Raw genomic sequence first — 14765 nt, 5'->3', positions numbered from 1 at the left:
CCCTCGCGCCCGCGAGAGGGGCGACATGCTCTACGGCGACGAGAAGTCCTTGCAGATGGCGCGCAGCCTGTTGCCCTCGCAGTGGCGGGAGCAGGCCCGTTGGTATCGGGCCAGCCAGAGCCGGAGCACGCGGCGCGCCGTCCGGGTCCGCGTCTCCCGGCTGGCGCTGGAGCCGGACCTCTTCGAGGACTGCGCCGACCTCGACGAGGATGCCGCGTCGAAGATGGGCTGGGTGGTGCACCGTCGACGCCGGTCCGACAAGGTGAACCCGTTCATCCGCTGGGCGAAGCACCGCACCGCCGAGGAGCCGAGGGACTCCCGCCTGAGTCGCATCCGAGGCGTCGTGCCGGAGGGCCTCATCGGCGCCCACGCGCTCGACCATTTGCGTGGCGACGAGCATTTCATGAGCACCGCGGACCTGGCCTCCTGGGAAGCGCGGCGATGGGTCAGCAAGAACCGGTGGCGCTCTGAACGGGGGTTGATGGCGCAACTGCTGCGGCGACTGTTGCGCATCGCTGGAGGGCAGAAGGCTTTCAACGGGTACCTCAAGCGAGCCTCCGCCAAGGGCTGGAGCAAGCGACTCGGGCACGATGGTCAGCGCCACACGGTCTTTCACGGCGACGACTCACTCCGGCTGTTGATGGGGGTGCACGACGTGCTTCCCTTCCTGGACGCCATCGAGGTCCACGCGCGCACACCCCGAGACTGGAGCCGGCCTCAAAGACCCGCGTCGACCCGGGGGCCTGCGCTGGACTTCCTTCGCGCCTTCCACCGCCACACGTTCGACCTGGACGCCACGCTCAGGAGCCTCCCGGTCCCCAAGCTGACGAACCTGCCGCCCTGAGACTCCTGGTGCGCGTGCGAAGTCGGTGGTGGGCGACAGGTCCCTGAACCAGGATGGGCGCATGATTCACGGTCTGGAGCAGGTGGACACCGAGCGGCTGCGGCTGCGCGCCTTCCGCGAGAGCGACGTGGAGGCGATGTTCGAGCTGCACAGCGACCCGAGGACGAACCTGGTCGATGCCTCCGCCGCGATGAGTACGCGGGAAGAAGCGCGGGAGCTGCTGTCGCGGTGGCTGGGGGATTGGGCCGAGCGGGGCGTGGGGTACTGGGCGGTGGAGCGGCGCGAGGCGCCCGGCGTCGTCGTGGGAGTCGGAGGTGTGCGGCACAAGCCGCTCGAGGGGCGGACGGTGTTGAACCTGGCCTATCGGTTCTTCCCGTCCACGTGGGGCTCGGGGTTCGCGACCGAGGTGAGCCGGGTGGCGATGGAGAAGGCGCGGCTGCACCTGCCGGAGGTTCCGCTGGTCGCCATCATCCATCCCGACAATGTGCCCTCCGTGCGCGTGGCGGAGCGACTGGGGCTGCGCTTCGAGCGCATCATCCCCTACGGGACGGGAGACGTTCCCCACCGGCTGTACGTGGTGGGGTGAAGTCCCATCGAAGCGCCTTCTACAGACGCTCGCGCAGCCCCTCGCGGAACAGCGTGAACACGGCCTGGCCGCAGCGGTCGGAGGCATCCGCGCGGGCCCTGGCCACGCGGACCTCGTAGCGGAGGCCCTTCAACAGCAACTGCTTCGTCTCTCCCACGGAGACCGTGACAGGCGCCGAGTCGCGTCCCCGTGGTCCCTCGAAGCGCAGCCTCGCGCCACGGGTCCGCTCGCCCGGCTTCGCTTCACAGCCCGCCAGCTCCCAGTGCACCTTCAGCTCCGGCACGAGCCCCGGAGGCAACAGGACCTCTCCGTCCGGCGTCGTGGGCGCGCTCGGCACCGTGAGCAACAGCAAGCGCCCCTGCTCGTCTCGGAGCGTGTCACCCGCGAGGAGCGCAGGTTGGTCGCCATCACCGGACAGACAGCTCGCGGGCTCGCGATGACTGGCCCACGTCAAGATGCGCCCGGTCAGATCCGCCAAAACCTCCGGCACCGTGAGCCCGTAGCTCACGCCTCCGTGCACTTCGCCTTTCGCGTACTGGAGGACCGAAGCCCACTGGTCCGCGTGGCGGTAGGCGCCTCGCAGCTGTCGGGCCACCTGGAACTGACGCTCCAAACGAGGCCCCTCGCGCTCGAGCGCCAGCGTCTCCGGCTCCTCCTTGAATGCCACCTCCACCCTCCCCTCTCGCCACAGCTCGTCACAGGCCCGATGCGAGTCGGTCGTCGCGGAGGAGCCCCAGGCGGGCGACGCGGCCCTGGGCGTTCGGACCTCCGGCGACGCCATGACCATGGCGCCCGCTTCCCGAGAGACAGGCGCGCGACCGCCATCGTTCGAAGAAGGAGAGGACCCACCTGACGCTGTCGTGGACGACTCGCCAGCGTCCGACCGCGCGGGCTCTGTCCGGGACAGGCACGCTGTGTGGGCGAGCGCCAACACCAGTCCCCCACTAACGACGAGCACGCGCGACGCCGCGCGCCACCTCGGCCGCCCCCAACCGTCACATGCGACCTCTCGCCTCATCATCGCGGATGCCTTTTCATCGCCCGGACGGTTCCACGCGCAACATGAGCGCGGGGCCACTTCGAGAGGCCTCGCGAGGCACGCGTCTCGTCGTCCCGCCTGGCCTCCGGTCCGGGCCCATCAGAGACACTCCGCGTACAGCAGCGTCCCGTCCGCGGACACGTGGAAGTCCCGCCCCTCCACCCGCCCCCGCGCCAGCAATCGCTCCCGCTTGCGGCGGACGTCCTCACGCCTGCGGCTCACCGAGCGCTCCTCGTGCGGAACCCGAGGCTGGAACCGCGCGGGCCCGCCCTTGTCATCCGGCGCGTACCGCGTGAGCAGCGAGCGCTTCACGCCGCGCTCCGCGCCGTCATCCGCGTCCCCGTCGTCGGTGAAGTCGACCTCCAGCGAGCCCCACTCGCCCACGTCACAGTCACACGAGCCACACCCCGGGAAGCTGCATCCGAGGAACCCGTCCCGACAGGAGACACACTCGTACTTCGGCGAGGAGCCACACGTCGCGCAGCCGTTGTCGCCGAACGAGTACGAATGCCAGCCGGAGTGGCTCACGCCCGTGAACTGGTAGCGGTAGTTCATCACGCTGTCGTGCACCACGCTGTACTGTCCCCCCACGTCGTTGCCGTTGTGGTCCAGGTCCAGGTTGTGCCCCAGCTCGTGGATGAAGGTGCCTCGCTGCTCCTGGATGCTCGGGCTGCTGAAGCAGCCCATGCTGACGATGAGGTCATTGCCCAGCATCTCCGCCTTGCCCGAGGAGCACGTGCTGAGGCTCGTGTGCCGGTACGCCCACATCGCATAGTGGAAGTACGGCCGGCGCTCCGGGTTCGTCGACGAGAAGTGGCTGCCCTTCAGTGAATAGAAGTCCACGCCGCCCGTGCAGCTCCCGTAGCAGACCACCTCGCTCCACGGCAGCGGGTTGTCGATGAAGGCATGCAGCCGCACGCTCCCACCCGAGTCCTGCGCGAACACCGCCGCCGCGTCTGCCACCAGCCCCGCATAGGGCTGCCGGGTGAGGTACGGGTTCGTCGGGTGCTGCATCCAGTCCACCTCCACGAAGATGTCCCGCTTCGTGGGGCTCCCCCACTCGGAGAAGGAGAAGCCGTCGTTGCCGAACACCTCCAACGTGTCCGGGATGCCGTCCCCATCCGAGTCCTCCTCGTCGGCCTGCAGCCCGAGGAGCGGCTCCAGCGCGTCCGACAGGCCGTCCTCGTCATCATCATTGTCGTCGAAGATGGTGGACCAGAGCTCCTCGTCGTGGATGAAGCTCGCCGTGCCCGTGCTCCCGGGGAAGCGGCCCACCACCACGCGCTGCGTGCCCACGTTCTGCGTGCTCGCCGCGGTGACGAGCGGGTAGTACTTGGGGCCGCTGTCGTCATCGTGCTGCAGGTACTCGGTGTTCGAGCGCAGCAGGAAGAGCAGGTGGTCTCCACCTCCCGGCGTGGCCGCCGAGGCCCGGAAGGTGTCCTTCGCATTCCACGCGAAGAGCACCGGCACGCCCCCGAAGGGCTGATTCGTCAGGATGCGCTCGTTGTTGCGGTACACGCTCGCCGTGCCGCCGCGCCCGTCCGCGTAGGCGCGAACCCAGACGCGGTAGTAGCCCGTGTCCGGCGCCACGAAGGTCACGCACGAGCGCGTCCCGCCCAGGCAGTCATCGCTCACCGCCACCTGGCTCCAGCCGTTCCTGTCCCGCAGCACGTGCAGCACCGTGTCCGGCGCCGAGCCCGAGAGTTCCCGTGTCTCGAACGTGTAGCTCTGTCCGGCCTCCAGCCAGGTGCTCAGCCAGATGAAGCTGCCCCAGTCCCTCGGGGCCACGTAGTGCGGCCCCGCCCACGCCAACATCGGTGCCAGCAGCACGACCGCGCGCAGCGCTCCCATGAAACCCTTCATCGCGTCTGCTCCCCCTGGAAGAACCATTCCTTGAACGTGTCCTGCGCCCGGGCTCGGTCCTCGGGCGAGAGCTCCCGCCACTTCTCCTGCTCCCGCGCGAGCGCCTGCCGGTAGCGGGCATCCACCTCGCGTGCCCGCGCATCCTCCGCGAGGGGGGCGGAGAGCTTCGCGACCAGGTCGAGCGCCGCGTGGTAGCGCCGCTCCAGCCGTGCGCGCGTCTCGGGGGTGGCGTCCATGAAGGCCCGCTCCGTGCGCGCCACGAGCGCGGACAGGTCATCCACCGACTCCTCGCGCAGCAATGCCTGCTCCTGCGCCGTCAGCGGCACCAGCGCGTCTTTCGCGAAGCGCGCCAGCGCGGAGTCCGGGGGCACGAGGCCCGCGACCTGGACCGTCGCTCCACCCGCGCCCTTCACCTGCTCCACACGGAGCACGGGATCCGGCATCGCCTTCGGAGGGTCCTTCGTCACGGATGACGGGGACGTGGCCACCGCAAGAGGCTCTGCGGCTGTCGCCTCACGCCGACCGGGTGGCACCGACACGCAGATGCCCAGGGTGACGAGCACCGCGCCCAATATCACTCCACTCAAGCCTGCTCGTGCGCGCATCCGCCCCCCTCGCGCCTGATGCTAGCACCCGTCCCAGGCCACGCGGCGGCAGGGCCACCTCCGCCCGGTCTCCAACACCCCGTGCTCATGCCAGGACATGCCCTCACGGGATGAATCCTCTCTCACCCGACACATGCCCTCCGGCCCCATGGCCGACGGGACCTCAACGCGCCTGGCGGAAAAGCTTCGGTCGCCCGTGACCAGGAGCGGCCCTCTCGCTCAACGGACACCCGCTACCGTGTGGAGCTTGTTGTCCGCGAGCTTGACGTCCCCCTTCCGGCACCTCCCCTCCCTGGAGCCGCAAGAGGCCGGCGCGAAGACATGCGACGAGGCCCTTCAGCTGGTGGGGCTCGACAGGCGTCCTGCTCAACGAAGACGCGTCGAAGCCCCGCTCACGGGTGCGCCCCGGCGGACGCCGGCATCGGACCCACTGAGAGCGGGAGGCCCGGATTGGGCGTGAGAATCTCGCAGCCCTCGCGCGTCACCAGCACGGTGTGCTCGAACTGCGCGGAGAGGCTGCCGTCCACCGTCACCACCGTCCACTCGTCCTCCAGGATGCGGATGTCGGGACGCCCCAGGTTCACCATCGGCTCGATGGTGATGACCATGCCCGAGCGCAGGGTGATGCCCGTGCCCTTCTTGCCGAAGTGCGCGACGTGAGGAGGCCCGTGCATCGAGCGGCCGATGCCGTGCCCGCCGAACTCGCGCACGATGCTGCACCCCTCCTTCTCCGCCAGTTCCTGGATGGCCGCGCCGATGTCGCCCAGCTTCGCGCCATGGCGCACCACGGAGATGCCGATGTCCCGACACCTGCGGGCCACGTCCACCACGTGCCTCGCGTCCGCGGACACCTCGCCGATGCAGAACGTGGCGGAGGTGTCCCCGTGATAGCCATTCAGGTTCGTGGTGACATCCACGTTGATGATGTCACCAGGCGCCAGCCGCTCGTTCGGGTCCGGCACGCCGTGACAGACGACGTGGTTGCGGCTGGTGCAGACCGTGGCCGGGAAGCCGTGGTAGCCCAGCTGGCTGGGGATGCCGCCCCGCCGCGCCGTGTCCTCGCGCACCCACTGGTTGATGTCCTCGGTGGAGATGCCCGGCGCCAGCCGCCGCGCGACCCAGGCGAGCGTGCCGGCGGCCGCCGCGCCCGCCAGCCGCAGACGCTCGACCTCCGCGTCCTTGAAGAGTGGAGTTCCCATGGCGGGACAAGGTGACCGTCCCGCCCGGGAGCGTCCAATGCTGTTTCAGCATCGTCCCCGGACGTCAGGGCGTGTAGCAGTTGAACTGCATGGTGTAGACCGCCCAGAACTCCCTGTCGCGGACTTCCCGGCAGTCACTCGAGGGAGCATCAGAGACATCCCCAGACGCCAGCTGTGTCGTGTCATCCAATCGAGGCCAGCGATCGGTCCACGGCAAGCACCACGGCGGGCTCCGCGTGGGCGGGAAAGTCCGGTCATCATCCTCTTCGTGCATCGACACGGAGGTCGGCGTGTCCTCGGGGCACGGCAGCGTCGAAATCGTCTCGCCCTCGATGGGCCTGGAGCCGGAGACCTGGGCACCCAAGAAGGGTTGTCCCCATGCGTCCACCACGGTGCCCTGGATGCTCAGCCCCGCGGCGGCGGGCGGCCTGGGCATCCAGGTGCGCGGAAGCGTGCCGCCCGAGCGGGTTCGAGGGGTGCCCTTGGGCTGGGACGGCTCGGTGCCCAGCAGCTTCCATGCATGCTCCAGCTCCTGCCGTCCGACATGAGGGATTCGAGGATATCAGCGGGCGGCCGGTCGCCCTCCTGCTGGATTCGGAACAGGGGCGGGGGATGGGGGGTGCACGTCGGGGGGCGGTCTCGATAACGTGGGGGTCGTGAGCATCACGCACCTCCAGTCCTTCGTCGCCGTGGCCGAGGAGAAGCACGTGGGCCGTGCCGCGCGTCGGCTCCACCTGACGCAGCCGCCGCTCAGCCGGCACATCCTCGCGCTGGAGGATGAGCTGGGCACCCGGCTGTTCGAGCGCACGCGCCAGGGCATGCGCCTGCTGCCGGCTGGCGAGGTCTTCCTGCACCACGCGCGCCGCATCCTCGCGGAGGTGGACACGGCGGTGCTCACGGTGCGCGGGCTCGCGCCGCGTGAATCAGACGGGTGATGTCTCGCCCGCGACTTCCAAGGGCAGCGACAGGGTCTCTCCTCGGTGAACGAGGGCCGCGGCTCGAACCCATTGCCGCACCTGGTGGGCGCTGAGCGGCAGCTCGCGGAAGAGCCGGTACGGAGACAAGTCACCCACCGACATGTCGAGCAAGGGGCTCTGCCCCACGCGCTCGGCGCGCAGCTCATGGCGGAGCCCCGCCACTTCGATGACGAGCGCACAGTCCAGCGCGTCGAGTCTCCGGACCTCGAGGATCCGCAGGACGCCACCCGTGCCGTGCCCTCCACGCGCCATCTCTTCTGACGTGGACATCGGGTGCTTCTCTCCGCCTCGCGTCGCCCATCGGACGAAGTCACACGGGACCAGGACCGCTTCGCCATGGTCAAGCCATGACTCGGTGCGCGCCCCGCGCATACTGAGGCACCTCGCCTCCCACCGGAAGGGACCACCCGAACATGCCTCGCAGGTCGTCTCGCCTCACCTCGTCGAAGCTCCGTGGGTGCCTCCTGCTTCCAGGTGCGCTGCTCGCGTCCGCGACCTGGGCCCAGTCCGCCGACCCCGAGACGAATCCCCCGCCGCTTGACGTTGTCACCGCCGCGTCGACTCGCACGACCCCGACGGCGCACGAAGGTCCTCACCTCCCTGGCCATGTCGTCGCGCAACCCGCGTCCACGAGCCCGCCCCCCGTCGACGACACACCTGAGCCCGCGGAGCCCGACTCGACCTCGCGCACCGTCGTCACGGGCACGCGGCTGCCGCGTCCCATCCGCGACGTGCCCGCCACCACCGTGGTGCTGCCTCGCGAGGAGATCGACCGCAGCCCCACGCTGACCCAGGACACCCTGGTCCGCTCGCTGCCGTCCGTCGCCACCTTCCGTCGGACCCCGAGCCTCGTCTCCGACCCCACCGCGCAGGGACTCAACCTGCGCGGCCTGGCGCCCTCCGGCGTCGCGCGCACGCTCGTCCTCCTCGACGGTGTCCCCGTCAACGACCCGCTCGGAGGCTGGGTCTTCTGGCGCTCCCTTCCACGACTGGGCCTGGAGCGCATCGAGGTCGTCCCCGGCGGCGGCTCCGCCCTCTACGGCAGCTCCGCGCTCGGCGGCGTCGTGCAGCTCATCTCCCGTCCCATCACCGGCCCCGCCCTCGACGCCGACGTCTCCTATGGCAACCGCGGCACCGGCCTCGTCGCAGCGCGCGGCGCCCAGCGCTGGGGCCCCGTCGCCGCCGCCCTGGAGACCGAGCTGCTCACCAGCGACGGCTACCGCATCGTCAGCCCCGGCCAGCGCGGCGCCATCGACGGCGACACGCCCAGCAACCACGTCGTGCTCAACGGCCGCGTCGAGGCCCAGCCCACCGACACGCTCACCCTCTCCGCCCGCGCCAACCTCTTCCGCGAGAACCAGAACGGAGGCACCCGCTTCACCACCGCCCGCGTGGAGCTCGCGCAGTTCGGCGCGAGCGCGCGCCTCCAGACCGAGGCCCGCGGCACCTTCACCCTCGACCTCTTCGGCCGCGCGCTCCGCTTCGAACAGGACCGCGCCCGCGTGGCGCAGGACCGTGCCACCGAGGTCCGCGCCGCCTCCCAGGACGTCCCCGCCAACGACCAGGGCGCCTCCCTCGTGTGGACCGCGCCCGCCTGGAGCGCGGGCGGTACCCATCAACTCTCCACGGGGCTCGACGCCCGCCGCATGACCGGCACCTCGCAGGAGCAGCTCTTCCCCGCCACCCAGGCCCCCGAGGCGCTCGTCGCCCGCGAGGCCGGCGGCACCCAGTGGAGCGGCGGCCTCTTCCTGCAGGACCTCTACGCTCCCATCCCCGCCGTGGAGCTGTCCGCCGCGCTCCGCCTGGATGCGTGGCGCAACACCCGCGGCCAGCAGCGCGTGGAGCGCGTCAACGGCGCCACGGACACCACCCGGTACGACGACCGCACCGAGCACCAGCTCAGCCCACGGCTGGGCCTGCGCGTGCGCCCGTGGGACCCCGTCACCTTCCGCGCCTCCGGCTATCGCGCGTTCCGGGCCCCCACCCTCAACGAGCTCTATCGCCCCTTCCAGGTCGGCACCGTCCTCACCGCCGCCAACGCGGACCTCTCCGCCGAGCGCCTGTGGGGCGCCGAGGCCGGCGTCGAGGTCGAACCCCTGCGCGCCCTCACCGCGCGCGTCACCGGCTTCTGGAACGTGCTCGAGGACCCCATCACCAACGTCACCCTGCCGGGCAACGCGGGCCGACAGCGGCAGAACCTGGGGCGCGCCCGCGTGCGCGGCGTGGAGGCCAGCGTCGACTGGCGACTGTCACGCCGCTGGACCGCGCTGCTCGCGTACACCTTCGTGGACCCCACCGTCACGAAGGCCCCCGGTCAACCCGAGCTGGTGGGCCGCCAGCTCGCGCAGGACCCCAGGCACCGCGGCGCCGCCAGCCTCACCTTCGAGGACCCGCGCCTGTTCACCACCACCGTGCAGCTTCGCGTCATCGGCCCCCAGTTCGAGGACGACCTGAACGAGCGCGGCATGGGCGGCGCGCTCGTGGTGGACGCCGCCGTCAGCCGACGGCTCTTCTGGAAGGTGGACCTGTTCGCCGCCGTGGAGAACCTCTTCGACCGCGAGTACCTGGCCGGCCGCGCCGGCGTGGACACCCTGGGCCCGCCCGTGCTCGCGCGCGTGGGCCTGCGCCTCAGGGATGCGCCGTGAGCCTCACGGACACTGGCGGAAATAGTCCACGCGCCGCAGCGGCCTGGCCCCGACCTCCGGCACGAACACCGAGGTGAGCATCACGTGCGCGCGCTGTTGCGCATCCAGCTCCAGGGCGGCATCCATGAAGGAGCGCGTGCCCGGCCCTTCGTGAGCATCAAGGGTCGTCTTCGCCCAGCCATCCTGCGTGCGGGTCCAATAATCCAGGGGACCGTCGGTCCCTATCGTCACCGCGTGCACCGTCTCCGCGGGCCCCACGCTCAGCCCGTCGAGCTGGGTGCTCTCCTGCGTGACGAGCGTCGTGGACCAGACGCCCTGCCCGTCACGGACGCTCAGCCAGGTCCCTCCGCCCGAGCTCCATCCGACATGCGGGACGCCGGAGGGCGACAGCGCGAGGTAGGGGGCTCCCCACGCCTCGGCGACGACCTCCGACACCCAGGTGCCCGAGGCGTTCGTGGCGTAGTGGAGGCGCTTCTGCGGATACCCCGCGTAGACCAGGTGGGCCTTGCCTTGCCCGTCCACCTTCAGCGAGGTGAAAGCAGACCGGTCCAGGGCCCGCAGGCCCGTGTCCTCCACCACGAGCGCCCCCGGAGGCCCGTGCGTGTGCATGAGGCGGTGCTCCGCGCCGATCCACGTGGACAGCGCATGGATTTGGCCTTGCGCGTCCAATTCGAGGCTCTTCACCAGACCGCTCGCCATCCGCGTCTCGACCCAGCGGCCCGACGTGTAGCGGAAGAAGTGCGTGGGGACATCCGTGGCGCCCTGCGCGAACTGCGGACTCAGGGCCACGTGGACCTCGCCCGAGGCGTCCACTCGGATGCCACCCGGCCAGGGCGGCGGCCCCATGAAGCCCGTCCTCGGAAACGTACGCCAGGGCTTCGTCGTCGGCACCCGCACGATGTCGTCGGTGAACTCGATGAGGTACGCGTCACCGTCCGCGTCGAGCGCGAAGTGCGCGTAGCCCTTGGTGCCCTCGGGCAGCAGGTTGCGCTTCTGCCAGCCCTGCTCGCACGCGCTCCAGGCCGACATGCGCGCGTCGACGCCCGCGTCACTCAGCACGGGGCCATCCGGGTTGTGCGGCCACCCTCCCGCGTCCGGCGTCCCGCCATCCTCATCCACCCCGCCGTCCGCCGGAGGGAGCAGCTCACCGCCATCCCCCTGCCCGCCGTCCTCCCCTGCATCCGGCCCGGCGTCCCGCATCATGGGCGGAGGTCCCGCGTCGTCTCCGGCGTCGAGGCCCGTCTCCGGCTCGCCGCCATCATCCCTCCCCGCGTCCCGGCTCTTGCCGCCAGCGTCCTCCTGGAGCCCGATCCACTTCTTGGGGTCGATGATGGGCTCACACGCGCACAGCCCCACCGAGACACACAGCAGGACGAGACGCAGTCGGAGAGAGGGCGAGCGGTCCACGAGCAACCTGGGGAGCGGAGACGGACCCGAGGGCCACGTCGGTGATGAAGGAAGCGAGAGGGAACTGTATCCGAAATCACGCGGGGGCCCAGGCGGGCCCATTCACTGACATTGCCGATAGGAGTCCATGGTTCGCAGCGGCCTGCCGCTCACCTCGTCGGGCTTCAGCCACGTGTGCATCACGTGCGCGCGGCCCTGTGAATCCAGCTCCATCGACGACCCCGTCGCGGAAGGAGGAAAGCCGAGGGGCTCGGGGCCGAGCCTCGTCCGCACCCAGCCACCACTCGCGTTGCTCAGGTGCAGCGGCGAGCCGTCCCACACCGTTAACAACAGGTGCACAACACCCGTCGGGCTCACGGCCAGCGCCTCCATCGAGGCCCTTTCGTCGCCGACGGACACCGCGGTCCATCCCGTCTGCGCGTCCCGCGAGGCCAGCATGATGTGGGTGCTGTCCATCCAGGCGATGTACGGCGTCCCCGAGGGCGACAGCGCGAGGTAGCCATCGTCCCCCTGCGAGGAGACGGGCTCCTCCACCCAGGCGCCGGACGCGTTCGTGGCGTAGTGGATGCCCCGGGGCTTCCTCGGGATGAAGGCCACATGCGCGTGTCCCCGGGCATCCAGCTGGAGGCTCGCCCGGTAGATGTCGTCATCGAGCACGAGCCCCGTCTCCTCGACCACCAGCGCGTCCGGCGGTCCATGTGTGTACAGGAGGCGGTTCTCCGGGCCGATCCACGTGGACATCGCGTGCAGGTGTCCGCGCGAGTCCACCTCCAGGTCCCACAGCAACCCGCCAGGCTTCACGGTGTGGACCCACCGGCCCGCGGTGTAGCGCAGGAAGTGGACGGGGACGTCCGTGTCGCCCTCGAGGTAGCGCGGGCTCAACGCCACGTGGACCTCTCCCGTCGGACCCACGCGCACGCCGACCACGTAGGGCTGCGGCCCCAACCACCCCGTCCTCGGGAACGTGCGCCAGGGCTTCGTCGTCCCCACGCGCAGGATGTCGTCGGTGTGCTCGATGAAGTACGCGTCACCGTCCGCGTCGAGCGCGAAGCTGCCGTACCCCTTGGTGCCCGCGGGCAGCACGGTGCGCTGCTGCCAGCCCGCGTCGCACCCGCTCCACTCGCTCATCCGCACGTCGACGCCGCCGTCTCCCAGCACCGGGCCGTCGTTCCCGACGCCACCTCCCGCGTCCCCCGCGTCACCGGGGCCGCCATCGGCGCCGCCGTCCTCGCCCGGCGTGGGCTCGCCGCCGTCCTCCCCCGCGTCCTCACCCGGCGTGGGCTCGCCGCCGTCCGCTCCGGCGTCATCGACATCCGGGTCGTCATCCACGGCGCCCGCGTCGGGCGGCTTCGCGATGGCCCAGGGCGACAGGACGATGGGCTCACACGCCACCACCCCCGCCACGGCGGCGAGCAGGAGCACTCTCGAGCAGAGCAGGACAGCCCAATCCACGAAACACCCTGGGAGCGGGGACGACAGGAGGGGACACACCCCGCCAGGGGCATACGCAGCGGGCGATTTATCCGGGCCATTTCCGCCCGGAAAATCCGCCGCTCAGTCCACCGGCCGCAGGATGCGCAGGGGGCGCACCGGGCCGTTGAACCAGCGGCTCAGCTCCACCAGGTCATCCACCCGGCGCGCGTCCGGGAGGCTGTCCAGGAACACCTGCCCGTACGCCTTGGTGCGGATGCGCCGGTCCAGCATCGTGACGATGCCCTTGTCGGACTGTGTGCGAATCAGCCGGCCGAAGCCCTGGCGCAAGGCCAGCGCCGCCTGGGGCAGCTGGTACTGCTCGAAGGGCTCCTCACCCCGGGACTGCAGCTGCTTGATGCGCGCGGCCACCAGCGGGTCTCCCGGCGAGGCGAACGGGAGCCGGTCGATGATGACCAGGCTCAGCGCGTCCCCGGGCACGTCCACGCCCTCCCAGAAGCTGTGCGCCGCGAAGAGCACGCTGGGCGTGTCGCGGAACGCCTCCAGGAGCTGCGCCTTGGGACGCTCGCCCTGCAGCAGGGCTTGATACGGCAGCCGCCCCGCCGTCAGCTCGTACGCGCGCACCATGTTGCGCAGCGACGTGAAGAGCACGAAGGCGCGCCCGCCCGTCACCTCGCACAGCCGGATGATTTCTTCCGCCGCCGCCTCGATGAAGCCCGGCGCGGTGGGGTCCGGCAGGTGCGTGGGCAGGTACAGCGCGGCCTGGCGCGGATAGTCGAAGGGGCTGGGCACCGCCAGCGTCCGCACGCGCGTCACCGTCTGGCCGTCCTCGCCGTACAGCCCCATGCGCCGGGCGAAGAAGTCGAAGCGGCTCTCCGCCGCCAGCGTCGCGGACGTGTACACCACGGTGTCGAGCGCGCCGTACATCCGCTCGCGCAGCTCCTTCGCCACGTCGATGGGACTGGCGCGCAGGAACAGGCCCTTGCCGCGCTGCTCCGCCCAGTACACGTGGTCCGTCGACTCCGCCTTCTCCAGGAAGGTGAGCTGCTCCTCCAGTTCGTCCGCGCGGCGGGTGATGGCCGCCAGCTCCGGCTCGCGCTCGCCCGCGGTGAAGGCGGACAGCGCGCCCAGCCCCTCGCGCACGCCGCCCAGCGCGCTGGTGAGCTTCGCCATGCCCTCCGCCTGGAGCGTCACCGACGCCTCGTGGCCGGACAGCCCCAGCGCGCGGGGCGCCTGCGCGAAGAAGGCGTCCGCGCCGGTGCGCAGCCGGGCCGCCAGCGCGCGCAGCATGGCGTGCCGCGAGTCCTCCTCCTTCAGCGCCGCCACCGCGTCGCGCGCCAGCTCCTCCAACCGGTAGTTGGAGACACCCACGCCGAAGTGCCCGCTCGCCGCGTCCTCGAGCGCGTGCGCCTCGTCGAAGATGACCGCCTCGTAGAAGGGCAGCACGCCCTCGGTGCGCTTGCCGGAGCTGCGCAGGGACAGGTCCGCGAAGAACAGGTGGTGGTTGACCACCAGCAGGTCCGCGCCCTCCGCGCGCTTCCGCATGCGCGTGACGAAGCACGTCTCGTACAGCGGGCAGCGCGTGCCCACGCACGTCTCGGACGTGGTGGACAGCCGGGGCCAGGCGCTGAAGGACTCGGGCAAATCCAGCTCGCCGCGGTCGCCCGTCTGCGTGTCCTCCGCCCAGGCCTTCAGCTTGGGCCAGTAGCGCGACTCCTCGCGCGTGGCGAACTGCGGGTCCTTGGAGAACGCCTCGTAGCGGTGCAGGCAGAGGTAGTTGTTGCGCCCCTTGAGGTAGGCCGCCTCGAAGGTGAGGCCCATCTTCTCGCGCAACAGCGGCAGGTCCTTGAAGAAGATCTGGTCCTGCAAGGTCTTCGTCGCCGTGGACACGACGACGCGCCGGCCCGACAAGAGCGCGGGCACCAGGTAGGCGAGCGTCTTGCCCGTGCCCGTGCCGGCCTCCGCCAACAGGTAGCTGCGCTCGGCGAAGGCCCGCTCCACGGCGCGCGCCATCTGGAGCTGCTCCGGGCGGTGCTCGTACGCCGGCAGCGCCACCTGGAGCGCGCCCCCCGGACCGAGCAGGCCATCGACGGACAGAGTGGGAGAGACGGGGAGCGTCATCGGGAGTGGCCAGCCTCGCGCAAGCGGCCCGACACGATAGCAGCCACC

The 14765-nt window shown here is 70.8% G+C and carries 13 protein-coding genes; 5 read left to right on the top strand and 8 right to left on the bottom strand.

The window, feature by feature from the left end; all coding sequences use genetic code 11:
• Positions 1 to 25: 25 nt before the first annotated feature.
• A complete protein-coding gene (locus VZQ01_RS24475) occupies positions 26 to 844 on the top strand; it encodes a hypothetical protein (RefSeq protein ID WP_426744802.1) in 819 nt (272 codons plus the stop codon).
• Positions 845 to 905: 61 nt separating this feature from the next.
• Entirely contained in the window at positions 906 to 1430 is a 525-nt protein-coding gene (locus VZQ01_RS24470) for a GNAT family N-acetyltransferase (protein WP_267699232.1), read from the top strand.
• 19 nt (positions 1431 to 1449) lie between these two features.
• Here VZQ01_RS24470 and VZQ01_RS24465 read toward each other — a convergent pair whose 3' ends face one another.
• The 4 genes from VZQ01_RS24465 to map all read right to left on the bottom strand — a co-directional run bounded on the left by VZQ01_RS24465 (position 1450) and on the right by map (position 6136).
• The gene (locus tag VZQ01_RS24465; RefSeq protein WP_426744800.1) at positions 1450 to 2097 is read right to left on the bottom strand and encodes a hypothetical protein; all 648 of its coding nucleotides are present in this window, start codon (positions 2095 to 2097) and stop codon (positions 1450 to 1452) included.
• A gap of 471 nt (positions 2098 to 2568) precedes the next feature.
• Positions 2569 to 4332, bottom strand: a complete 1764-nt coding sequence (locus VZQ01_RS24460) for a zinc metalloprotease (protein ID WP_426744798.1) — start codon at positions 4330 to 4332, stop codon at positions 2569 to 2571.
• Positions 4329 to 4775, bottom strand: coding sequence for a hypothetical protein (locus tag VZQ01_RS24455; RefSeq protein ID WP_426744796.1), 447 nt, complete (start codon positions 4773 to 4775; stop codon positions 4329 to 4331). The genes VZQ01_RS24460 and VZQ01_RS24455 overlap by 4 nt, the downstream gene beginning before the upstream one ends.
• 554 nt (positions 4776 to 5329) lie before the next feature.
• Positions 5330 to 6136, bottom strand: a complete 807-nt coding sequence (gene map, locus VZQ01_RS24450) for a type I methionyl aminopeptidase (RefSeq protein ID WP_223750676.1) — start codon at positions 6134 to 6136, stop codon at positions 5330 to 5332.
• A gap of 290 nt (positions 6137 to 6426) precedes the next feature.
• Between map and VZQ01_RS24445 the strand changes: the two genes are divergently transcribed.
• Both VZQ01_RS24445 and VZQ01_RS24440 read left to right on the top strand, forming a co-directional pair.
• Entirely contained in the window at positions 6427 to 6684 is a 258-nt protein-coding gene (locus VZQ01_RS24445) for a hypothetical protein (protein WP_426744794.1), read from the top strand.
• A gap of 108 nt (positions 6685 to 6792) precedes the next feature.
• The gene (locus VZQ01_RS24440) at positions 6793 to 7071 is read left to right on the top strand and encodes a LysR family transcriptional regulator (RefSeq protein WP_046718573.1); all 279 of its coding nucleotides are present in this window, start codon (positions 6793 to 6795) and stop codon (positions 7069 to 7071) included.
• Here the strand turns inward: VZQ01_RS24440 and VZQ01_RS24435 are convergent.
• Complete coding sequence (locus tag VZQ01_RS24435; protein WP_426744792.1) at positions 7060 to 7383, bottom strand: hypothetical protein; 324 nt, start codon at positions 7381 to 7383, stop codon at positions 7060 to 7062. The genes VZQ01_RS24440 and VZQ01_RS24435 overlap by 12 nt on opposite strands.
• 143 nt (positions 7384 to 7526) lie before the next feature.
• On the opposite strand from VZQ01_RS24435, the gene VZQ01_RS24430 reads away from it, so the two are divergent.
• Positions 7527 to 9758, top strand: coding sequence for a TonB-dependent receptor (locus VZQ01_RS24430; protein ID WP_426744790.1), 2232 nt, complete (start codon positions 7527 to 7529; stop codon positions 9756 to 9758).
• Between the two features lie 3 nt (positions 9759 to 9761).
• On the opposite strand, the gene VZQ01_RS24425 is transcribed toward VZQ01_RS24430, so the two are convergent.
• The 3 genes from VZQ01_RS24425 to yoaA all read right to left on the bottom strand — a co-directional run bounded on the left by VZQ01_RS24425 (position 9762) and on the right by yoaA (position 14717).
• Positions 9762 to 11165 (bottom strand): hypothetical protein, encoded by a 1404-nt coding sequence (locus VZQ01_RS24425; protein ID WP_426744789.1) that lies wholly within the window; start codon positions 11163 to 11165, stop codon positions 9762 to 9764.
• 102 nt (positions 11166 to 11267) lie between these two features.
• Positions 11268 to 12587 (bottom strand): hypothetical protein, encoded by a 1320-nt coding sequence (locus VZQ01_RS24420; RefSeq protein ID WP_426744787.1) that lies wholly within the window; start codon positions 12585 to 12587, stop codon positions 11268 to 11270.
• A gap of 132 nt (positions 12588 to 12719) precedes the next feature.
• Positions 12720 to 14717, bottom strand: a complete 1998-nt coding sequence (gene yoaA, locus VZQ01_RS24415; protein ID WP_223782770.1) for a DNA repair helicase YoaA — start codon at positions 14715 to 14717, stop codon at positions 12720 to 12722.
• Positions 14718 to 14765 lie beyond the last annotated feature (48 nt).

The sequence above is a fragment of the Myxococcus faecalis genome, from assembly GCF_050039385.1.
GTDB lineage: Bacteria > Myxococcota > Myxococcia > Myxococcales > Myxococcaceae > Myxococcus > Myxococcus fulvus.
Note: the sequence above shows the minus strand (reverse complement) of the source record. Positions and strands in the feature narration are given on the sequence as shown.